This is a genomic window from Staphylococcus sp. FSL W8-1270, from assembly GCF_038007165.1.
GTDB classification, from domain to species: Bacteria; Bacillota; Bacilli; order Staphylococcales; family Staphylococcaceae; genus Staphylococcus; species Staphylococcus hominis.
Genome location: NZ_JBBOWQ010000001.1, coordinates 605129 through 629099, shown reverse-complemented (window position 1 = coordinate 629099; position 23971 = coordinate 605129). Strand labels below are relative to the sequence as shown.

Here is a 23971-nt window from a genome sequence, read left to right as displayed (position 1 = left end):
TCCTCCTTTTATGAAGAAAATTATACCACTTATGTAAACTGTTTTATATAAAAAGTTTACATTTGAAGTTAATGAGATACTTTTTTAGCTAAAAACGTGATATAGTTGAAGAATTCGTCATGATTGACATGATTAACGACACGCACTATACGTCCATCATCACTCTTATATGTACGTCCTTGACTTGGTCCTTTTGTATATACATCTACTTTAAGTTCTATAGAATCTGTTAAGCTTTCTTTACCAATTTGAGCAGTCGTCAATACATCCCATAAAAAATAAGTAGAGTTTGTGACAAAATGAGTAAGAGGAGGTACAGCTGCATAACTGATTCCTAAAAAATCAACTCCTATAAACTGACGTTGATTTGCCCACATTTGACGAATAGCTGGCGTCAATGGTACTTGATTAGTGCTTTCTAACGCTACCATTTCTATCTTGATAGACGTATCAAATATTGTTTTAACAGCTTCAGGATCCCAAAAAGCATTCCATTCAGCTGTGCCATCATGTTCGGGTTCTTCTACATTTCCCTTTTCTAAAAATGTTCCTCCCATCCAAACTAACTTTTCAATATTGTTTACTATTGCTTTATCATGTTTGATTGCTTTGGCTAAATCGGTTAACGGACCAGTAAACAATAAAGTCACCTTTTCTTTACTATTATTTAATACATTAATAATATCCTCATAAGCTTCAAATGTACTCGTTACAGAACGTTTATCAATCCATTTCTCATTTAAAATAGGAAGCGCATCCATAAAAAAGGCATGCATTCTCCAGTCTTTCGGAAAAGGGTTAACTCCTCTTTCATATGAAGGAGCTACATCAATAGATAAATTTGAAAAACGATTTATAATTTTACATGAAGCACTTAGAGAAGGTTCTAAATAACAATCTGCACCGATTGTACTTACACCTACTAATTCAACATTATCCATTTGTAGTAATAAGAATAGTGATATTAAATCATCAACGCCGCCATCATGATTAAAATATATTTTAGTCATTAAATCCCTCCAAAAATATGTAAAAAAGCTATGACTACATTATACGTAATCATAGCTTTCTTTAAACATATTATACATAAAAAATTCATTCTACATTAAATCAAGTATAGATTTTGCAATATTCATATATGCTGCATCTTCCATAGGAGGATTATGTAGGCCCGCACGCATATTACGATAATAGCGTTGTAATGGACGATCCATTTCTAAACTTTTCGCCCCTACTATTCGCATAGCAAGATCCACTACTTCTAATCCTTGATTCATGACTAAAATTTTACTTGCAGATGTTTCATTCCAAATATTAAGTGTTTCATTATATTGATTGTAACCTCTAGCTGTACTCCATAAAAAATGACGAGCAGATAATAAGAGTGATTCCATTTTTCCAACATTTTGTTGTACAGTAGGTAGCGTAGCAATTGTTCCATCAATACTATTAGGGGAATGCGTTTTGGCAAACTCAATAGCATAATCTCTCGCTGCTTGGGCAATACCTAAATATACACTTGGTATATGTAAAATCCATCCATTGGGTTGCGGTTTATGTTTCGTTTCTACAAAGTTTTCAAATGGAACTATAACATCATTTAATACTAAATCATGACTTTCCGTTGCACGCATCCCTAACATATTCCAATTATCTGCAATTTCTAAACCTTTACTCTCTCTAGGAATTAAAAAGAAGCCTACTTCTTGAATATCTTCTACAAATGCAGCAACAATATAATGTGTCAATGCTTTACTCATAGAAGTAAATGTTTTCACACCATTTAATTTATATCCGTCTTTAGTTTTTATTGCATGCGTAGCAGGTCTTCCACCACGAGTAGGACTACCAGTATCCGCTTCACTTACTGCTCTATTTACAAGTGCGCCATTTTTTACTTCTTTTGCAAATTGATCAAGCATAGTTTGACTCCACATATGCTGTTGATATAATTGCCCTACAACGCTTAGATGCCAGCCTATAGATAGTGCTGTAGCGCCATCTATGGCTCCAAGATACGATTGTAAAACGACCATATCTTCTATGGTTGCACCTTCTCCACCATATGATTTAGGTAAAGTTAACACACTATAACCTTCCTCTACAAGCCATTTTATATTGTCAAATGGGAATTTAGACTCAATATCTTCTTTTGCTGCTCTTTGTTTAAATGTATCTTCAATTGTTTTAAATTTTTCAATCCATTTTCTTTGAATATCACTACTTATTAAAAATGAATCTAACATGACTATCACCTATTCGATATTTGATATATTTAATCATAGTTTAACACTCGGTTTTAATAATATAAAGCATCTCATTCACATAGTATAATAGAATTAAAAAAGAGTGGACAGACATTCTGTCTCACTCATTTACCCCATCATCATTCTATTGTATATATTTCTCTAATTCAGCAATTAAAGCATTAATTCTCCCGCGTTGCTCTTTTGTTACATAAACAATAACTGTTCTTTCATCTTGTATACTACGTTTTTTTGATAATAATTGTAAATCTTTTAATTTTTGTAATGCTTTAGTTAAGTAATAAGGTTTGAATTCTGAATACGTTGCAATTTCTTTTGAAGTAATTTCATCTTTTTTACTTTTAACAATATAATTTAAAATATAAATTTCTTCATAATTCAGATTATATTTTTTCTTAGTGTCTTTAAAAAACTTTTTCACTTGAAATGTTGCGTTAACTAAATCATTGATGTCTTTAATTTGTCCCATATTCTAAACCACTCCTCTGATGTACATCTAGTTGCTACAAGGTTCATGTATACTAACTACTACAACACTAAACATTTCTTATGCTATAAAAATTATTTTATAACATTTAAGTATAATATTTCAATATTTTTATGAAATTAAAATGATATTATATATTAAAATCTCATTTGCCAAATTAAATTATACATAATTATTTCATGCGTTATACACCTAAAATAACTAGTAATGTATGAGAATAAGCCTTTCTTACATCACTAGTTATTTCTATTTTTTGAAACAAATTATAATGTTAATTCCTTTTTTATCATTTTACTACAATGACTCAAGATATCATGAATTTCTTTCTTTTTTGACATATTTAACTTTATACATACTCTACGTTCATCTAGATCATCTCTTTTTTTCAAAATATAACCACTTTGTTGTAATCGTTTAATTACTAAATTTATATTTATAGACTGACAACGCGAAAAATAGTTTATCGATTTCAACGAGATATCATTTTGATTCAACCAAATAATGCCTAAAACAAGCAAATCATTTAAACTTAACTGATAGTGCTTAATATTTTTTTCAATCTTACTTAAAACTTTATAAATAGTAATTAGATATGTTAACTTGCAATAATTCATATTCTTGATTGATGTTTTAAGATAGTTATTTTCAAGTAATTCTCCAATTTCTAATAATAAATGATTCATTTTTCTTTCATACATTTCTACAGGCAAGATTCTTAATCTTCGTTGATCATTTGCATCATAAGATTTAAAAATCCAATTTTCGTGATACAAATGGCTCACAAGATAAAGTAAAGTTCGTTTAGATAAATACGTTTTTTTCATTAGTGTTTCAATATCCATACCTTGATGGCTCGTTTTATGATAATCAATAATAGCATATAGTACATTTAAGTGTTCAATATTTAAGTTTTTAGAATATTTTAAAAGTTCATCGACTGCTTTATAAAATAAAAGATAAAATAATAGTACATCCATATCATTTTTTGTCATGATAGTCGCCACCTCGCAATTTATACAACAATTCTAGAAGACAGACTTTAGTATTGCGATACAATTTTAAAGTGTTTTAAGTTTATCTCTATATCATACATATACTTACTTCATATTAAGTATGAGTAAAGGTCTAAATACTTTATCTTTTTACTTATTATTGGACTTAATCCTATTTTAGGTATGATAGTTACTTTTGGCCTCAGCTATAAGTAACTGTGCTTCATAATCTAAAGATATTTCAACCGTTTCGGTAGTCTTATATATTGGAGCAAATTGTTTTTTTCGTGCTTGACCTGGAGTCATCCCATATTTCTTACTAAATAATGCAATAAATCTCGGAAAATGATTAAATCCATGTTTATAAGCAATATCTTGAATAAATTCACTGCTATCTAAAATATCAAGTAAACATAATTTCAAACGAATATCATTAATATATTGAGCAATATTATGATAAGGTGTATGAAATTTAATCACTTGACTTAACTCTTTGTTAGACATATCAAGTGAATTCGCTAATGCTTGTTTATTAATCTTTTCATGATGATGTTCAATAATATATTCATGAACTTCATCTACAAGTGGATTGTCTAGTTTATAGTTTTGACGATGTTTTCTTTGAATATAACCTAATTCTACACATAAATGTTTAACTAATTTATCCCTTATGTGTGGAAGTCGAGGTTTTCGACTTTCAAATTCAAGAAGATTAATAATAAATGATTCTAATTGTTTTCGTTCAATAGAAGAAAATTTATATCCTTTTTGTCTGATATAATCGTCTGCAAATCTTAAATAATCTGTGAATGAAATTTCAATTATTGCAATAACAGAGTTCGTTTCGCCTTCTATCGAATATAAATCATTTAACATAATAAATACGAGATCTCTTTTTTTCATATTATATGTATCTAAGTCTAAATTTATTTTTCCAGAACCCTTTAACCAATATATAAGTTTGATATTGGATTCTTTTTGTTTTACTATTCTCGTATTTTTTAAAAGCTTTACCGAAAAATTATCTATCATACGTCTTTCCTCTCGTTTGTAATATAAAGACTAGATATAAGCGATGACATTTCTCCCCTTTATTCACCACTTAATTCTATTGAATTATCGCTTCGATACTTGTGTATGCGTATCGGAGATCTATCTTCATATACAATTTTATGTTTTATTTCGGTATTAGCAGTAGCAATATTTTGACTTATTTTATCACTTTATTATCTTATAGTATGATTTTATTGTTTTTCAATATAAACTTACTTTATTTATGTATAAAGAGGACATATAAAATGATTTTTTAGTATTTGTTTAATCAAGGAATCATTCAATAGGCTAAATTATTTTGTTATAAATTATTTTTCTATTATTTTACAAAAAGATTACAAGAAAATGAGTATTTTTTTCATATTCTTCTGTAAACACTGTCATAATAGCTTTTTTTATATTAAAAAATATTACTAATAATTAAATTTACAAGCTTTTATATTATCGAAAAATTACAAATCATTAACATTCCCCACAAATTGTAATTTTTTTGATAAAGTATTTCTTGTCGTTAAGTAAAATGATTTAAAGACTAAGTTAACAAATGACTATTAAATATAAAATAATATTAATTTAATTCTCAGGAGGAAATTTATAATGAAAAAAATCGCTACAGCTACAATCGCTACTGCAGGAGTTGCCGCAATTGCTATCGCCGGACAAGGACACGAAGCTCATGCAGCTGAACAAGGATATAATCCAAACGATCCTACTTCATATAGCTACTCTTACACTATCGATCAACAAGGTAACTACCATTACACTTGGAAAGGTAACTGGAGCCCAGATCGTTTAAATCATTCTAACTATAATTATAATTATAACTACAATACATATAATAATTATTCTAATACAAATTCAACATATAGTTATAACAACTATCATACTAATAACTCAAATCAAGTTGCTAGTAATCCAACACAATCTTACACAACAAATAATCAACAAACTGGTGGTTTAGGTTCAGCTTCTGCTTCTACTTCTAATAGTAATGTAAAAGTAACTACTGTAACTGCACCGTCATCAACAGGTGTTTCAATTTCTAACTCTGTTAGCTCAGGTAGAAACTACTATACTTCTGGCCAATGTACATATTATGTATATGACCGTGTAGGTGGTAAAATCGGTTCAACTTGGGGTAACGCAAATAACTGGGCAAATGCTGCAGCATCTGCTGGTTACACAGTAAATAACCGTCCATCTGCAGGTGCAATTATGCAATCTACTGCTGGTGCTTACGGTCACGTAGCATATGTTGAAAGTGTAAATAGTAATGGTTCAATCACAGTATCTGAAATGAATTATGGACATGGTGTAGGTGTAGTAACATCTCGTACACTTTCTTCAAGTGAAGCTGCTTCATATAATTTCATTCATTAATTAAATTGATAAAGAAAAAAGATTTAGAATTCAATATGAATTCTAAATCTTTTTTTATGCATACATACAAAAAGCGTTCGAAACTTTAGTGTTTAGAACGCTTTAAGTTATCATATTAATCAAATTCGTTATTATGGATTGAATTCTCGCCACAAAAATTAAATCCACTTTTAATTCATTTTTTAGGATATCTAAAATGAATGTATTTTTTTAAATAACATCGCTACTATGTTTCTCATTAATACTTTAATCCTAATTTGTTATTTCCATATTGTAAGGGAATTAAACATCGAATTAATCATTTAATTTATTTTTTTACGTATTCCAATGCCAGTAAATCCATAAATAATTGCTAATATAGAACATAAATAACATGGTACTGCCCAAATAAAGAATTGATCAACTGAAACTCCTAATTGTTGCGCATAGTAAATACCAGATGTTCCCCAAGGAATTAATGGTAGAACCATAGTACTGGAATCTTCTAATGTACGAGATAAATTACTTCTATCTAAATTCATATCTTCAAACATGTCTTTCATAAGTACCCCAACCATAATAATAACAATTGACGCCACACCAGCAGCAAACACCAACATTAGGGACGATAGCACAGTAATAAGAACGAGGGTACCAACAGATTTAACACCTTTTGCAACAGTTTGTAACATTACATCTAAACAACCAGATTTCTCTACAATACCTGCAAATGCATAACCACAAAAAATGGTCACAATGATTTGTGTCATACTCATCATTCCACCTTGTTCAATCAATGTTTTTGCATTTTCGGTAACATGAGAATGCCCAGTCATAGATGATGTAAAACCATCAAACGTTGCTTTAAAACCATCTACAAATTTAAATCCATTATTAAACTTACCTATCAAAATAGCACTCAACGCTGAAACAAGCATAGATGGAACAGTTGAAATTTTAAATATTAAACAAATGATAATCACAATTAAAGGAATCCATACAAAAAAATTAATATTATAAATACTAGATAGTTCATTTAAAAGTACTTTTATTTGCTTAGTATTTACATTACCTTGGGAATTTAATCCTGCAAAAAACCATACGATAAGTCCAATGATTGATGCTGGAATGGTTGTCCACATCATTGCTCTAATATGAGAAAAAATGTTTACTTTTGTTACGAGTGCAGCAAGATTGGTTGTATCTGATAAAGGTGACATTTTATCTCCAAATACTGCACCTGCAATAATTGCACCTGCTGCCATTCCTTGATTTATACCAAGTTGACTTCCAATAGATATTAAGGCAATCCCAGCTGTAGACGCAGACCCCCAAGCTGTTCCGGTTGCTAAACTACATATAGCCGAAATGATAAATGCTGAAATTAGAAAATAACTAGGATTCAAAAACTTAAGTCCATAGTAGATTAATGCAGGTACAGTACCTGCGTACATCCAGCTACCTACAATAATACCTACAGCCAAAATAATGAAAATAGCAGGCATAGCTGTTGTCAATCGATGTGTAATTCCTTCTTCCAAATCCTTCCATTTTAAACCAACACGCATAGCAATAAAAGCAGCGTAGGTTGAGGCGATAAGTAACAATACTTGAATAGGGATATTGAATTTAATAAATCCAATTGTAACAACTATTACCATGACAATAATTGTAGATATTGCTTCTAGAAATGTGGGTTTTCTTTTCATATATCTGCTCCTTTTTCTTTTTTCTTAAGACCTCTTTTCTATACCAAACATTATACTTATTTTAATCCTAATTTATCTAAACCAAGTTCTTCTACTGTTAGCCCTTCATTAAAGAAATCACGTTCGAGAATAGTCGAGGCAATCGTAATTATCGCATCAATATTCGGTGTATCTACACCAATTTCACGTCCTAAACTTGACCATAATACAAGTCCATATGCGATATCTTCAGTAAGATAACGATTTTCTACAGAGTTCGGTCCTGGAATTTGTGAAAATACAGGACTTGTATTAAATAAACGATTTAGCGGTTCATCCTCGTCTTTACGTTCTAGATAACCTCGTTGAATACGCGCTTCTTTAGCAGTTAATAATTCAAAACCTAATTTACGCCCTAAAGTTAGACGTTCTAATTCTACAGCATGTAAAAGTCGCACTGTGTGTTTTGTGATACCTTCTTTATATAATGCAAATGTATCTGCATAATCTATACGACCTACATTTAATAGTGTAGGAGCTGGATGAACTTCAGGATTTCCATTTTCTAGATTCGTTTTCCACAAACTTTCTTCTTTTACTAATTGTGGATACAATTGGCTCACTTTATCAAAACATTCATTTAACTCTCTCTTATTGTACGTTGAGAAAAAGACTTTTCTTACATTAAGAGATAAATCCACTCGAGCCTCTTCAAAATCTACACGTGTTCCGTAAGTAAGGGTATTAGCTTCTGCATATTTAGGTTGAATATTAATATGACGTTCTTCTAATACATTCATAAATCGAATTGATCCCATAGCTGCTGCGATATTAAAGAAAATAATTTGTTCCGCCGTTATATAATGAGACATCACTTTTGCATAATATTCAATGTAAGATGAAGGAATCACTACTTGTATCACTTCTGCATCTTTTAATACATATTCAATATCATCACTAATATTTGTAAAAGGTACAAACGTTTCATGACCTTCATTATTAAAATCAAATCCACCTTTTTCTAACGCTCTATCAAATTTGTGAATTGATGAATTTCGACAATATAATTTGACTTCATGTCCTTGATTGACCATATCTACTGCAGCTGTAACCGCACCATTTCCTGATCCTACTATTGCAATTTTCATAGTTATCATTCCTCATTTCTCTATTTAGAATTTTTAATAGTCATCTAAAAAAATTATTATCAATAAATAAAGATGCAGATATAAATACTGCATCTTCAAAATAGTATTATTTTATTCTATAGCCTAATTTAAATTTTTACAAACACTATTAGTAGTATGATATCACATAAATCTCCATAAATGTAACCGCTTATCCTTTATGTATATATCTTTATATAAAATAAGTTTATTACAAGGTGCTGTAATATAAATTCTATTAATATTTTCAAAAAATTAGAAAATGTATAGCAAACGTGCAGTTTGCAAGAAATATTAAACAGATTTTTATTACATAGTTGTGCAAGAATTTTGAATTTTATTTACGGTAAAGTAACAATGCCCTACTACATGTTTTTATCTGATAAAGTATGACTTATCGTTAATAGCGACAAGTTAATGTTAAAACATATTCAACATATCGCTAAAATTATCCTATTGTTGAATAGTATTTGGGAGGACTTTATTTATGAAAAAATGAATTACATTATCAACACTGACAGCAGGAAGTTTAGGACATGTGGCTTATGTAGAAAGTGTAAATAGTGATGGATCAATTACAATTTCAGAAATGAATTACACAGGTGGCGCATACGTGACTGATACACGTACAATTTCAGCAAGCGAAGTAAGTGCTTATAATTATATTCATTTATCGTAAATATCTAAGATTGATATAACTTGAATATAAATATATTACCGTTTAAGATAACCTTTAAGATTATATTTTCATTAATTTAAAAGTGAGAAAATGAATTCATAATGAATTCTTTCTCACTTTTTTATTTTCTAAAATTGCATAACTCATAATTGTTTGAGAAAATATTTTTACTTATCAAAAATATTATAAGGAGTAATGGATATAATGCAATGGTTAAAGGTCATTTTATCTGGATTGATAGAAGTTGTTTGGGTTACGTGTTTAAATTACGCTCATAATACGTTTACTTGGCTCATCACTTTATTATTTATTGCTTTAAGTTTTTATTTAATGCTTTCTGCGACAAAACAACTTCCAGTAGGTACTGTTTATGCTGTCTTTGTTGGTATAGGCGCTGCAGGAACAGTTATCGTTGATATGTTATTTATTAATCACGTCATTTCACTTATGAAATTATTATTTATTATTTTATTAATTATAGGTATTATCGGATTAAAGCTTTCTACTGATGACCAATCTGAAGGAGGTCTATAAAATGGCGTGGTTATACCTTTTAGTTGCAGGATGCTTTGAGATTTTAGGTGTTGTTTTCTTAAATGAACTGAATCGTACACATAAAAAAATATATATTCTACTAGGTGCGCTTACTTTTATATTTAGTTTTAGTACTTTAAAACTATCTATGCAGACGATTTCGATGGGAACTGCCTATGCAATATGGACAGGGATCGGGACTGCTGGAGGTACCATTGTAGGTATGATTTTCTATAATGAATCAAAAAAATTTATTCGTATATTTTGTATTGGTTTAATCTTAATATCCGTAATTGCTTTAAAAATAATACAGTAACTTTATTCATATAAATTCTTTGTGTCCCTATCTTTCTTCCATTATACTTAATTTGAAAGAATACAAAGGAGTGAGATGGATGGAAAAAGTATATATAGCTGGTAAAATTCCAGAAGCTGGTTTAAATCTACTCAAAGAACATTTTGAAGTAGACATGTATGAAGGTGAAGGTATCATCGATAAAGAAACATTAAAAAAAGGTGTCAAAGATGCTTCTGCTTTAATTAGTATTTTATCCACTAATGTAGATAAAGAAGTAATTGACAGTGGTGAAAATCTTAAAATTATTGCCAATTATGGCGCTGGATTTAATAATGTAGATGTAGATTATGCACGTGAAAAAAACATTGATGTTACAAATACACCAAAAGCATCTACAGCTGCAACTGCTGAATTAACATTCGGCTTAGTATTAGCAATTGCTCGTCGTATTGTTGAAGGTGACAAACTTTCTCGTACAAAAGGATTTGATGGTTGGGCGCCATTATTCTTTAGAGGCCGTGAAGTCTCAGGCAAAACACTTGGTATTATCGGATTTGGAGAAATTGGTAGTGCAGTAGCTAAACGTGCAAAAGGATTTGATATGGATATCCTTTATACAGGTCCTCACCAAAAAAAGGAAAAAGAACGTGAAATTGGTGCTAAATACGTTGATTTAGATACATTATTAGAACACTCTGATTTTATTACAATCAATGCTGCTTACAATCCAGATATACACCACATGATTGATTCAGAACAATTTAAAAAAATGAAATCTACTGCTTATTTAGTCAATGCAGGGCGTGGACCAATCGTTAATGAACAAGCACTTGTTGATGCATTGAAGCATAAAGATATTGAAGGTGCAGCTCTCGATGTGTATGAATTTGAGCCAGATATTACTGAAGGCTTGAAATCTTTAGATAACGTAGTCATTACGCCACACATTGGTAATGCTACGTTCGAAGCTCGTGAAATGATGTCTAAAATTGTAGCTAATGATACAATTAAAAAATTGAATGGTGAAGAACCGCAATTTGTTGTTAATAAAAAATAAGGTTAAATAAAATAAGGAGTTATCATAGAATCCATAGTGAATTCTATGATAACTCCTTATTTGTCTTTTGTTTTATATAAAAATTTAGTTTGACCACTAAAAAATCGTTTTGGCATACGTTTCATGATAGCATTGCGCAATGCAACAACTAGTTTATTATCTTTTTGAGCGATATTTCCGACTTTTCGAGAACGTTTTATTACTTTTTTAGTATGTTTTACACGTAATTTATTATATCGCTGTAATGCTTTTTCTAAGTCATAAGAAGCGATACAATTAGCTAAAACGATAGCATCTTCCATTGCTTGTCCTGCGCCCTGACCCATGTTTGGCGTCATTGCATGGGCAGCATCTCCTAATAAGACTGTACGACGATGTACAAATGAAGTTAAAGGTTTTAAATCATATAAATCGTTTTTAATAATACCTGTTTCACTTTGTTTATCTAACAATGCCCTCACTTGATTAGGATAATGATTAAAATAAGCCTGCAAATGTGGTTTTTCAAATGATACATATTTAGGATCTTTTTCATTTGCATTAATTGTAATAAACCAATAGGCTTGATTATTAATTAGAGGCACAATGCCCACGCGTCCACGTCTTCCCCAATATTCATCTGCTGTATATTGATTCATTATGTCCGCTTCATCTATCATTCCTCTAAAGCATGTATAACCTTGATAAATCACTTTAGAGTCTGGGAATAATGCTTTTCTAACGATTGAATGAATACCATCCGCTCCAATACATAAATCAAACGTCTGACTTGCATGTTTTGAGAAATGAAGCATTGGCAGTTCAGATTGAACATCCACTTTAGTCACTTCATAATCAGTAAATACAGTATTAGGTTTTACATATGAAGATATTAACTCTATTAATGACTGACGAGATAATGTCACATTTAATGTTCCCTCTTTCAACTTAGCAGATGTAAGCAAATCACCTTTATCGCTATAGATATTTAATGATTTTAAATTTTGTCCGGCATTTTTGATACCTTTAGCTAAATCATGATTACCGAGTTTTTTTAAAACGTTATCACCGATACCAATACCTGCACCTACTTCTTTAATATCAGTCTTTCTCTCAAAGACTTTGACATCATGCCCTTGTTCTTGTAAAAGTGCTGCAACCGTTAAACCTCCGATACCAGCACCTATCACTGCAACTTTCATTCTATTACACCTCAATATCTCTATTTATTAGATATATAGTAATTCCTACGTATCTTATCTTTTTTTATACCCAAACGTTCATAATCTTTTTTCATATTATCTGCAATTTTATCTGCCCACTCAATATCACTCGCATATTGATGAGACCCTGGATTTTTAGGATTCCATCTCATTTGATAAAGCGTAATTTGTTCGTTTTCAAAATATTGATGACGAATAAAAGCTGCACCGCCCATAATTGCTTTACTTGGTGTTGTCCAATTATGTTCTTTAGCATAACTATGACCAGTAGCAATGGCATCTTGATCAAATGCACCAATTCCAAAAAAATTATAGTATTTATGATTATTCTCTTTAATACCATTAGCCAGTTCGGATTGACCATTTGCTGTTTCTATGATTGCATGATTCATTAAATATATAATATTCACTTGATACTTATCTTGGGCTTTTAAAAATGTTTGAGCCTGATCTGTTAAAATACCTTTATTTTTAAGTATATGTTTTACCTCATCTTCATTCATTGGAACCGTTTTAGATAGATCCATATATTTTAAATCATTGTCTTTTTTAGAAATACTCATTGCTCTTTTCACTTCATTATTATTCGCTAGAACAAACTGATTATTTTTATCAATGGTATTTAATTGGTTCGATTGGGTTTGCTTTTGAAGGGCCTCTTGAAAACTGTATCTTCGATCATTACGTAGTATATCCTTATGATTGATACAAAGTAATACAATCAATATGATGAGAACAATAATAAAAAGTATAATAGATAAACGTAACTGATTACTATTTCTATATTTCATAAATTGAAATTCCTCTAATTGTCTTATTTAGATAACATACTGTATGCAACTATAATAGCAATAATGACGATGGCAAACGAAATATTAATAATAATTTTCATGCCCGTACGATCTCGAAATAATACATTAAAAATAACAAGACTAATTGCCAATGAAACGGCAAACATTGCTATCGCTAACATTAATTTCATCATAATTAAAAATATAATTCCTAATACAACAAAAATATTAGAAATAATAGTCATTATTTTAATAATATTTGGATGAATAAGTCCTCTCTCCTTACACTTTAATTTATACACTCTACTTTATCATAATGGATGTATACTATATTTTACAAATTCATTTCTAAAAAAACTCCTCAACATAAGTCATTTCGTTCTTATATTAAGGAGTCGTATATATTCAATTTATTCTCTAGACATACCTTTAAGTAAATTTATCATGTACGTTAAGCTACGATTCATATCATCATCTTTTAATACACTCATTAAGCTTCGTATTGTCGTTTTGGCATTTGGACTTGCTTGATTAGCTACTTGTAAGCCACTATTAAGTTTATTTAAAAATTGACTTAGTTCTTTAACTTCTAAATTCCCAAGCATAAATACCATTGGAGCTAAATTTGTAATGAGTCCAGTATACATATCTTTATTTAATTCCGTAGCGAATTTATTTATAATAACTTGACGACCTTTAATACCACCGTTAATAGCATCTAAGAGTTTTGCATCATCTAAATTTTTAATAATACGAATAGCTTTTAAAATACTATCCTTATTTTCAACAATTGCATTTGTAACTTCATTCAAACTTTCCAACTTAAGTTGTTCTTTTGATTTTTCAAGACGATTAATTTTAGTTATTCTTTCAGCCATATTAATCCACCACATTTCCTGGGAAAATATAATCCTTACGTTTCCATTTTTTCTGAACTTGGACACTATATTGCGGATGACGATGTTTATCTACACGGAAATTCGTTGGATTTAAAGGAGATTTACCTTTTCTAGTTATAACCTCTAAACGACAATGTGTACGTTTATAAGATGGTGTGTGTGTAGCATAATCCACGTCACTATTAGTTAATTTATTTATAGCACCTATATCACCATTACTCATAGCATCATTATTTAAAGGAATATATATTTCTTTTCCTTTAACTCTATCAGTAATTGTAGCAACTAAAGTAGCTTCTCCTGTATCAGAAATAAGTTTTACTTCTGCACCCTCATGGATATCGCGATCTTTGGCTAATTCAGGTGAAATTTCTACAAATGCGTGAGGCATTTTATATTTAATCATTTCTGTTTGATATGTCATATTTCCTTCATGGAAATGTTCTAGTACGCGACCATTATTTACATGTAAATCATATACTTCATCTTCTTTAAAGAAATTATCAAATGTTAATTCAAATAATTTTGCACGTTTATTATCGAAATTAAAGCCATCAAGATATAATGTAGGTTGATCTGTACCATCTGGTGCTACAGGCCATTGTAAACTGTTAAAACCTTCTAATCTTTCATAGCTAACACCTGAATAAGACGGTGTTAAGCGTGCAATTTCGTCCATGATTTCTGAAGGATGACTATAATTCCAATCAAAGCCCATTCTTTTAGCAATCAATTGGAAAATTACCCAGTCAGGTTTTGAGTCACCTAAAGGTGATAGTGCTTGATTAATACGTTGGATTCTACGCTCTGTATTTGTATATGTGCCATCTTTTTCTAATGAAGGACTAGCTGGTAACACAACATCTGCATACGTTGCTGTAAATGTTAAAAATTCATCTTGAACTACCAAAAATTCAACTTTTTCTAATGCAGATTGTACATAGTTAATATTTGAATCTACAATTCCAGTATCTTCACCATACAAATATAGTGAATGAATTTGTCCTTCATGAATACCATCCATCATTTGATGATTATCTCGACCAGGCGTTGGATTCAATGTAACACCATACTCTTTCTCAAATTTCGATCTAATTTCATCATTGTGTATCATTTGATAACCTGGAAATTGGTCCGGCATACTTCCCATATCACTTGCACCTTGAACATTATTGTGGCCACGTAATGGATAAGCCCCTGTGCCAGGTCTTCTATAGTTACCTGTTACAAGAAGAAGATTTGAAATTGCTGTACTTGTATCACTACCAATATCTTGTTGTGTGACACCCATTGCCCAACAAATAGCTACAGATTCTGCTTTTGCGCATTCTTCCGCAAAACTAATTAATCGCGTTTTTGAAATTCCTGTAACCTCTTCAGTATATTCTAATGAAAATGGAGTTAATGATTCATAATACTCATCAAAATTGTCAACCCACTCTTTAATAAATTCAATATCATGTAAATGATGATCGATAATATATTTTGTCACAGCGCTCAACCATACTAAGTCTGTACCAGGTTTAGGTTGATAAAATTCATCTGCACGTTCAGCCATTTCATGTTTACGAATATCAAAGACATGCATTCTTTGTCCAAACAATTTCTGTGCACGTTTAATTCTTGAAGCAATAACTGGATGTGCTTCTGCTGTATTTGTACCAATAAGTACCGTCATAGTTGCTTTTTCCAAGTCATCAATAGAACCTGAGTCCCCGCCATGTCCTACCGTTCTAAATAATCCTTTTGTAGCAGGTGCTTGACAATATCTCGAACAATTATCAATATTATTTGAACCAAATACTTGGCGAGAAAGTTTTTGCATTAAGTATGACTCTTCGTTTGTACCTTTTGAAGAGGCGATAAATGCTAGGTGATCGCCACCATATTCATTTTTAATGCGCTTAAAGTTCTTTTCTATAACATCGAGGGCTTCTTCCCATTCAACCTCATGAAATTCACCATTTTTACGTACTAAAGGTTTAGTTAAACGTTGATCCGAATTAATGTGTCCCCACGAGAATTTGCCTTTTACACAAGTAGAGATTTTATTTGCTGGAGAGTCGTGTGATGGTTGAACTTTTAAGATTTCTCTATCTTTTGTCCATACATCAAATGAACATCCTACACCACAATATGTACATACTGTTTTAGTTTTGTTAATTCTTTCTTTACGCATCTCTGCTTCAGAATCCGACACAGCAAATAACAATCCATCACCTGGTTCAGCTTTTTTAGTTAAATCAATCATAGATGCTAATGAACCCGGTTCTGTATCAGTTAAATATCCCGCATTGCCCTCCATATTGACTTCCATCATTGCATTACATGGACACACTGTCGCACATTGACCACATGATACACAAGACGATTCATTTATTGGAACATCATTATCCCAAATCACACGTGGGTGCTCACGATCCCAATCTATAGAAAGTGTTTCGTTAACTTCCACATCTTGACATGCTTCTACACATCTACCACATAGGATACATTGGTCTGGGTCATAACGATAGAAAGGACCATAATCTTTCTCATAAGGCTTTGTTTTATATTCATATGATTGTTCTTGTAATCCCCATGCATCCATTGCATTGTGAATCTCACAATCACCGTTATTATAATCACATACTGTACAATACAGCATATGTTTTTCTAAAATTCTATCTAATGCTTCTTTTTGGCTAGCTTTCACTCGTTTATTTTGAGTATTGACTGACATCGGACGGTCAACTACTGTACTACACGCTCGTTCAACTTTACCATCAATTTCAACCATGCAAGTATCACAGGTTTGAATTGGACCCATGGATTCGTTATAGCAAATTGAAGGAACGAAAGTATCACGAGATTTAATAAATTCAAGTAAATTTGTTCCAGGTTCTACAAGGTAATCCACATCATCTAGGGTTAAAACTAAATGTTCTTGCATTGCTTTCCCCACCTTATATTTATATTCCATAAACAACCAATTTCATTAAGATTCTGTATTATTTCCCCATATTCAATACAGAATTAATATTATTGTATAACTAAAATCATATAATGTTAAGGCTTTCAATCATATCTATTGACCTTTCTTTATTCTTTTAAATAAAGAATATACTTTTAAATTTTTATATCTTTAAATAAAAAATCTGAGACCTATAAATTAGTCTCAGATTTTTTAATTGCTATATATTTTTTTTATTTTTTCAAATTATTATTTAATACCTCTGTCATTTGCACTTTTGAACTTTCATTAGGAATAAAATACCATAATCCATCATTTTGAATACTACCTGTCCCTTCTAGCTGATGACGATTAACTGTATCATTAGCCTCTTTATAATGACTTCTAATTTCATTTAAGTCTCCTAATGTTAAATCAGTTGTGACGTTCTTTTGAATTTGAGTAATTAATGATGGCAAATGTGTAATCACTGAAGAACTAACCATTTTATTTGCCATAGCTTGTAAAACTAGTTGTTGACGTTCTTGACGTCCAAAATCACCACCTGCACCTGTTTCTTTACGACTTCTAATAAATGCCATGGCTGTATCTCCATCAACATGAGTAGATTGCCCTTTAGTAAATGTTGTACCTTGAACTGTAAATGTATCATTACTTACTATGTTAACACCGCCTACCGAATCAATCATGTCGTGTAATCCATCCATATCAATAGTAGCGTAGTGGTCTATTGGCACATTCATTAGTTTTTCTAATGATTTAACAGCCATGGTAGGCCCCCCATAAGCGTAAGCATGATTAATTTTTTCAGTTGTACCTCTTCCTACGATTTCTGCTTGAGTATCACGTGGAATACTTACAAGCTCAGTCGTTTTTTTCTTTGGATTCACTGATAAAATCATTATTGTATCACTACGTTCACCATCATTTGTGCTTTTACGTTGTGCATTAGAGTCAACACCAAATAAGGCAATTGTAAATGGATCTCCATTTTTTAAATTAACATTATGAGAACGCAATTCAGATTGTTGACGATGAAGCGGGTTATGAATTTTATTACCTGTTATCAATATCGTTGTCGCGATAACGGCTACAGTAACGACAGCTAACACAACAAGTATACTAATAATCCATTTCATTATTTTACTAGAGGAACGTTTTTTTCTATCAGGACGTTGCATCTTCCTCCTCCTATTCTACTTATATTAAAATATATCTCCATTATTATATATTAAATGATTTAATTTACTATACAACTTTAGTAGGAAATATATTAAATAACTAAGAAGAGAAGGATTAGTGTTTATCATTAATAATAGCTAATATCTCCTCGTAGCACCCTTTATTACTAATAATAAAGGGGCCACCTTTAGCGAAATCAAGATGTTGTCCATCCATCTGTGTCATCACTAATCCTAATTCTCTGGCGAATAAAAACTGTGCTGCGATATCCCAAGGTTTAGGATTAGTATTAAAATGTGCTCCAAATTGTCCTTTTATCACTCGCACTGAATCTAATCCGCAAGCTCCTATATATCTCACACTAAAAGACGATTGATACAAAGCTTTACTTAATTTTTCATTCACGTATTCTGAACCAAATGAAACAATAGTATCTTTAAGCGATAATACTTCTGGAGACTCAAGTTTGACATTATTCATGAAGGCCCCCTTACCTTCAATTGCTTTATATATTATTTTATGAGCGTAGTCATAAATATAAGATAATTTAGGTTGTCCATTTTCAAAGTAAGCTAAAATAATACAATAATCTTCTTGTTGTTTCACTAAATTGGCTGTTCCATCAATAGGGTCCATAATCCAAAGGTGTCCCTGATAAGGTTCAATACCCTCATTATTTTTTTCTTCAGCTAATAACTGATGTGTAGGAAAATACTTTTCCAGATAGGCCTCGAAATCATTTTGTATTTGTTTATCTACATTTGTAACTAAATCGAATCGATTTTCTTTTGTTTCTGTAACCATGTTTTTAATTAAATTAGGAATAATACCATCTAAATGTTGGAACCAATCCGTAATATGCTTATCTATAAATTGAAGTTGTTGTTTTTGCATGATGTCACCTCAACGTTTTTATTCATCTTATCATATAACATATTATTTTTTTTAAATAAAAAATCGGCTAGTCATTTGCTAGCCGACAAAATAGAAAGGAAAGTAAGTAATAAATATTGAAGATGTTTCGATGTAACCCGAACGATTCACCTTGAGCTATCTGTTATACAGCCCCTACCCCTTTGTTTGAAATCGTTCTACCCTGTTACAAATACTATATTAGCATAATTATCTAATGATTGTAAGCGTTTTCTAAATAAAAATAGTTTATTATTACACTTCCAATCAACTTATTACTAAAAATGTCTTGAATCTCAGTCTTATGTTATAATTAATGTAATATGTAATGTTCATAGGTGGTGAGTATATTGAATAAAATGGAAAGACAAAATCAAATTATTTCATTAATTCAACAAGGACATAAAATCAATGCGTCTGATTTAGCAAAACAATTTAATGTCTCTACCCGTACAATTACTAGAGATATTGATGATTTAGAATCTAAAGGAGTTCATATATACGCTCATAAAGGAAGACGCGGTGGATATGAAATTCAAAATACTGATCATTATTTTCATCTTAAATTAAATGAATCCGAACTTATTGCACTATTTTTAACTTTGCAAGAAAGTCAATCTCACTCTACATTACCTTACACTCAAGACATTCATTCAATTATGAACCAATGTTTAAAAACACCTAATACACAAATGCTAAAAATACTGAAACATATCTCCAATAATATTAAATTAGAAGATACACATTCTCTAACATTACCACATTTGTTTTCAGATATTTTAATTTATAGTAACGAAAGACATGTTATGCTTGTTGACTTTTCAGAAAATAATGAAATTACTGCAGAAAATGTGATATTCATCGGCTTACTGTGCCGTAACGGTCAATGGTTTGCTATTGTTTATGAAATTGGATTCGGTAGAACTCGTGAATTATCAATATTGAATATTGTTGATATTTCTTATTCATTTGAAAAAAAAATTCAAACATACGATATTACTATTCATAACTATAAGGAATTTCTACAACCTAAAAACAATGAATAAAGTGAGTATTGAAGAAATTTTCGTGTATTCTCACTTTCATTCTCAAATACTAAATGCTTACATACCAAATATCCTTAACACCCTCTTTTAAAGGATGAGTATACCATGCATTATAAAACCTTAATATACGATCAACACATTTTAATTCAATTATTAATTTTACTAGAAAAAGCTAAATATTATTATTTTATGGACATAGCACATTTATCTTTGGGAATTAAAGATTACAATAATTTTATTAATCATTGTCGTGCGCATTTTAAACATAATCAAATAAATAGTATTTCATCTCATTGTTCTGATTCACAAACGTATTGCTTCGAAAAATACAATGAATTGATGACTCATTTAAAACAAATCCCTCTTCAAAATTTTAAAAATGGAAATTTAATCGTCGATTTGCAAGAACGTCAAAATCATATTTATAAAGTTTATAATCAAATTAATAATTATCAATAACCTTATTTTTTCGATAAGTTTAGTAGGTAAATTGTCATTGTAATTTATAGTATGTATAATAATGCTTGATTAATATTAAGTAAAAACTGCATACTGTTTTTTAATTCACGAAATAATGTCATATTGGTGGGAGAATATCACATTATTTCGGTAATCCTGTTACGTAAACCTTTACTTAACTTAATCACTTTACAGTTATTTATCGATATTTGTGGGAATTTAGATGTAATATATGATGTATTCACATGCCTAGATAGAGATGTTTTCATTTTCATCTATCTATTTATGATGAAAGAAAAACTTTTAATAAATTAGGTGATTGGATGACAAATATTTTAAGTAGGATAGATGAAGTCTACGCTTCGTCTTCTAAAAGTGAACAGAAACTTTCACGTTTCATATTAAATTCTCCACATAAATTAGTTTCAATGTCTAATGAAGCGATTGCAGATGAGCTTAATATTAGTGTGTCTACTATGAATCGTTATAGTCAAAAATTAATTAATCAAAATTTTAAAGCTATACGCGATGAAATTAAGCAATGGTTTCCTAAACAAGTCACACCGTATAATATCAAGTTAGTAGAAAATGAATCAGTAGAAAGCTTAAAACAAAAATTATATTTTCAAACTAAAGCGTCGTTAAAACAAAGTAATCATTTTATAGATCACCAAACTATTGACGCTATTTGCGAAACATTTAAACAGGCACATACCATTTTTCTATATGGTTATGGGAGTTCATACGTGTGTGCGCTTGAATTTTATCAGAAATTATCCCGTATTGGTCTCAATATTCAATTAGTTCAAGATACACATTTACTAACTACAATGTTGTCTACACATAATAAAAATGATTGTGTCGTTTTTATTACCCATAGTGGTGAACAGAGCGAACTACAAGCAATGGTAAAAGTCGTTAAAGATTTTAACCTTTCAATGATTACAATTACAAGTTCTAACAATAATTCAATTGCAAAAGATTCTGATTTAGTTTTAACGTATAATGAAGATTATAAAAACGAACTGTGTATGAGTGCGACAACTGCATTATTTGCACAATTATATACGATTGATATTATATTTTACCGCTTTATAGCACGTAATTATCACGCTTCTTTAGACTATATGACACAGTCAAAGATTTCATTAGATAATTACCACAAGTATTTATCAAAAATTGAATTTAAACATTAATAAAAAAGGAGTGGGATAAAACTCATTGTTCCACTTCATTCCCAACTTATGTTGGGCGTCGACGTTCTTTTTGAATGACTTTATGTTGGGGTCTCGGTCTACAATTAAAAAAACTTGATATTAGTCTATGTTTAATTTAGGGATTTACTATCCAAACGTTAAAAAATCTGAGACGTTTATGCACGTCTCAGATTTTTTATTATATATTTTTATCGTTATTTTACTCTTTTTATAGCATCATTTTTGTGATGACCGCGAATAAAGTAATACACTGTAACCCCTGCTAAGACAATAATACCTATAACCACTGAAATAACTGTGTCTTTATTAAATAACATACCAATTAAAACAATGAGTAAAAAGATAATTGTCATAACACTAGAAATTGTGCCTCCTGGCATTTTAAATGGATGATTTTCAACCTGTTCTGGATGTAATTTTCTGAAACGAATATGACTGATTAAAATCATAAACCATGGAATCATACCTGGTAAAATAGATGCACTATAAACATACACGAAAATACTATCAGCGCCTTTTATAAATAAAGGTAAAATAACATTTAATAATGCTCCAATTAAAATACCAATTGCAATAGTTAATACAGGATAAAATGGCACACCATTTTTCATTACACGTGTAAAGATTTTAGGCATTTGCCCTTTTTGAGCAAGTGTATATATCATACGACTTGCACTAAAAATACCAGAGTTACATCCTGATAATGCAGCAGTTAATACAACAAAGTTGATTAAACCTGCGGCAAATGTAATACCAATTTTAGAGAATGTAGCTACAAAAGGACTACCAATACTTTCTAATTGATTCCAAGGGTATATTGAAACAATAACAAAAATAGCACCTATGTAAAAAATTAATATACGCCATATAACACCATTTACAGCACTTTTAATATTCTTTTGAGGATTCTTTGTTTCACCTGCAGTAATACCAATTAGCTCAACCCCTTGATAAGAACCAATAACGATTGAAAGTGCAAAGAAGAAACCAACTAATCCATTTGGCATAAATCCACCATGTTTCCATAAGTTAGAAATACCGATAGGGTGTCCTCCATTACCAATTCCAAAGAAAATCAATCCTAATCCAGCAATAATCATTAATACAATTGTTACCACTTTTATCATTGCAAACCAAAACTCAAATTCTCCAAACGCTTTAACTGAAGCTAAGTTTGCTATTAATAATAATACTACTGCAATCACGCCTGGTATCCATTGTGGTAAATGAGGGAACCAATAATTCATATACTCACCTACGGCAATGACTTCACTCATCCCAACGACAATCCATTGGAATATATTACTCCACGCTGTCATATAGCCAGCAGCTGGATGTATGTATTCACTAGCAAATGTTGCAAATGAACCTGTTGTTGGATTTAAATAAATCATTTCTCCCATTGCTCTCATTATTAAAAATAAGAATATCCCTGCGATTAAATACGCAAAAATAACTGATGGTCCAGTCCATTTAATTGTACTTGTTGCCCCCATAAATAAACCTACACCGATTGTCCCACCCAGCGCAATCATTCTAATTTGACGTGCACTCAGTCCCCTATGTAATTCATTATTATCCATAAAAATACCCCATCTCTATTTGGACTAAGGTGCGATACTTTTAACCTTTAGAAAATATTTATTACGTTTTCTTAGTCGACATATCCTTTACCTTATTGAAGTTATTATACTATAATTTTCAGAAAATAAAATATATTTTTTAAATTC

General features: G+C 30.6%; 22 protein-coding genes and 1 pseudogene. 8 read left to right on the top strand and 15 right to left on the bottom strand.

The genetic code is table 11. The features are described from left to right. Positions 1–68: 68 nt before the first annotated feature. The 5 genes from NSU06_RS02865 to NSU06_RS02845 form a co-directional block, all read right to left on the bottom strand. A complete protein-coding gene (locus NSU06_RS02865; RefSeq protein ID WP_145423980.1) occupies positions 69–1010 on the bottom strand; it encodes a nucleoside hydrolase in 942 nt (313 codons plus the stop codon). A 90-nt stretch (positions 1011–1100) separates the two neighbouring features. Next, a complete protein-coding gene (locus NSU06_RS02860) occupies positions 1101–2246 on the bottom strand; it encodes an acyl-CoA dehydrogenase family protein (protein WP_145473226.1) in 1146 nt (381 codons plus the stop codon). Positions 2247–2391: 145 nt separating this feature from the next. Continuing rightward, positions 2392–2736, bottom strand: coding sequence for a transcriptional regulator, SarA/Rot family (locus NSU06_RS02855; RefSeq protein ID WP_017174877.1), 345 nt, complete (start codon positions 2734–2736; stop codon positions 2392–2394). 281 nt (positions 2737–3017) lie between these two features. Further along, positions 3018–3746 carry a transcriptional regulator, SarA/Rot family gene (locus NSU06_RS02850; RefSeq protein ID WP_017174878.1) on the bottom strand — a complete coding sequence of 243 codons (729 nt, stop codon included), beginning with the start codon at positions 3744–3746 and terminating at the stop codon, positions 3018–3020. 177 nt (positions 3747–3923) lie between these two features. Then, complete coding sequence (locus NSU06_RS02845) at positions 3924–4778, bottom strand: helix-turn-helix transcriptional regulator (protein ID WP_049379338.1); 855 nt, start codon at positions 4776–4778, stop codon at positions 3924–3926. 618 nt (positions 4779–5396) lie between these two features. On the opposite strand from NSU06_RS02845, the gene NSU06_RS02840 reads away from it, so the two are divergent. Continuing rightward, positions 5397–6179 (top strand): CHAP domain-containing protein, encoded by a 783-nt coding sequence (locus NSU06_RS02840; protein ID WP_049420000.1) that lies wholly within the window; start codon positions 5397–5399, stop codon positions 6177–6179. A 302-nt stretch (positions 6180–6481) separates the two neighbouring features. On the opposite strand, the gene nhaC is transcribed toward NSU06_RS02840, so the two are convergent. Both nhaC and NSU06_RS02830 read right to left on the bottom strand, forming a co-directional pair. Next, positions 6482–7867, bottom strand: coding sequence for a Na+/H+ antiporter NhaC (gene nhaC / locus NSU06_RS02835; protein ID WP_048680488.1), 1386 nt, complete (start codon positions 7865–7867; stop codon positions 6482–6484). Between the two features lie 56 nt (positions 7868–7923). Further along, positions 7924–8994 (bottom strand): NAD/NADP-dependent octopine/nopaline dehydrogenase family protein, encoded by a 1071-nt coding sequence (locus NSU06_RS02830; RefSeq protein ID WP_002448510.1) that lies wholly within the window; start codon positions 8992–8994, stop codon positions 7924–7926. Between the two features lie 541 nt (positions 8995–9535). Between NSU06_RS02830 and NSU06_RS02825 the strand changes: the two are divergent. From NSU06_RS02825 to NSU06_RS02810, 4 genes and pseudogenes are all read left to right on the top strand, one after another. Then, positions 9536–9691, top strand: a pseudogene (locus tag NSU06_RS02825) (CHAP domain-containing protein); the annotation flags it as partial. A gap of 204 nt (positions 9692–9895) precedes the next feature. Then, a complete protein-coding gene (locus tag NSU06_RS02820; RefSeq protein ID WP_048681895.1) occupies positions 9896–10225 on the top strand; it encodes a DMT family transporter in 330 nt (109 codons plus the stop codon). Between the two features lies 1 nt (position 10226). Continuing rightward, the gene (locus NSU06_RS02815) at positions 10227–10541 is read left to right on the top strand and encodes a DMT family transporter (protein WP_017174884.1); all 315 of its coding nucleotides are present in this window, start codon (positions 10227–10229) and stop codon (positions 10539–10541) included. A gap of 79 nt (positions 10542–10620) precedes the next feature. Then, complete coding sequence (locus NSU06_RS02810) at positions 10621–11580, top strand: 2-hydroxyacid dehydrogenase family protein (RefSeq protein ID WP_017174885.1); 960 nt, start codon at positions 10621–10623, stop codon at positions 11578–11580. A gap of 56 nt (positions 11581–11636) precedes the next feature. Here NSU06_RS02810 and NSU06_RS02805 read toward each other — a convergent pair whose 3' ends face one another. From NSU06_RS02805 to NSU06_RS02775, 7 genes are all read right to left on the bottom strand, one after another. Further along, positions 11637–12761 (bottom strand): FAD-dependent monooxygenase, encoded by a 1125-nt coding sequence (locus NSU06_RS02805; RefSeq protein ID WP_017174886.1) that lies wholly within the window; start codon positions 12759–12761, stop codon positions 11637–11639. 20 nt (positions 12762–12781) lie between these two features. Further along, on the bottom strand, positions 12782–13573 hold the full coding sequence (locus NSU06_RS02800; protein ID WP_048762113.1) for an N-acetylglucosaminidase: 792 nt from the start codon (positions 13571–13573) through the stop codon (positions 12782–12784). A gap of 23 nt (positions 13574–13596) precedes the next feature. Next, positions 13597–13818, bottom strand: a complete 222-nt coding sequence (locus NSU06_RS02795; RefSeq protein WP_017174888.1) for a hypothetical protein — start codon at positions 13816–13818, stop codon at positions 13597–13599. A gap of 165 nt (positions 13819–13983) precedes the next feature. After that, complete coding sequence (locus tag NSU06_RS02790; RefSeq protein ID WP_048762114.1) at positions 13984–14451, bottom strand: DUF1641 domain-containing protein; 468 nt, start codon at positions 14449–14451, stop codon at positions 13984–13986. 1 nt (position 14452) lies between these two features. Beyond that, positions 14453–17404 carry a formate dehydrogenase subunit alpha gene (gene fdhF / locus NSU06_RS02785; protein WP_048762116.1) on the bottom strand — a complete coding sequence of 984 codons (2952 nt, stop codon included), beginning with the start codon at positions 17402–17404 and terminating at the stop codon, positions 14453–14455. Positions 17405–17658: 254 nt separating this feature from the next. Next, positions 17659–18606 carry an LCP family protein gene (locus tag NSU06_RS02780; RefSeq protein ID WP_048762117.1) on the bottom strand — a complete coding sequence of 316 codons (948 nt, stop codon included), beginning with the start codon at positions 18604–18606 and terminating at the stop codon, positions 17659–17661. Positions 18607–18721: 115 nt separating this feature from the next. Next, positions 18722–19501: an inositol monophosphatase family protein gene (locus NSU06_RS02775; protein WP_048762118.1), complete on the bottom strand. Its 780-nt coding sequence runs from the start codon at positions 19499–19501 to the stop codon at positions 18722–18724. Positions 19502–19869: 368 nt separating this feature from the next. On the opposite strand from NSU06_RS02775, the gene NSU06_RS02770 reads away from it, so the two are divergent. From NSU06_RS02770 to NSU06_RS02760, 3 genes are all read left to right on the top strand, one after another. Continuing rightward, complete coding sequence (locus tag NSU06_RS02770; RefSeq protein WP_017174893.1) at positions 19870–20565, top strand: helix-turn-helix transcriptional regulator; 696 nt, start codon at positions 19870–19872, stop codon at positions 20563–20565. Between the two features lie 105 nt (positions 20566–20670). After that, on the top strand, positions 20671–21024 hold the full coding sequence (locus tag NSU06_RS02765; RefSeq protein ID WP_079335361.1) for a hypothetical protein: 354 nt from the start codon (positions 20671–20673) through the stop codon (positions 21022–21024). Positions 21025–21347: 323 nt separating this feature from the next. Next, positions 21348–22220: a MurR/RpiR family transcriptional regulator gene (locus NSU06_RS02760; protein ID WP_017174895.1), complete on the top strand. Its 873-nt coding sequence runs from the start codon at positions 21348–21350 to the stop codon at positions 22218–22220. Between the two features lie 215 nt (positions 22221–22435). Here the strand turns inward: NSU06_RS02760 and NSU06_RS02755 are convergent, their stop codons facing one another. Further along, entirely contained in the window at positions 22436–23824 is a 1389-nt protein-coding gene (locus NSU06_RS02755) for an amino acid permease (protein WP_019835274.1), read from the bottom strand. Between the last annotated feature and the right edge of the window lie 147 nt (positions 23825–23971).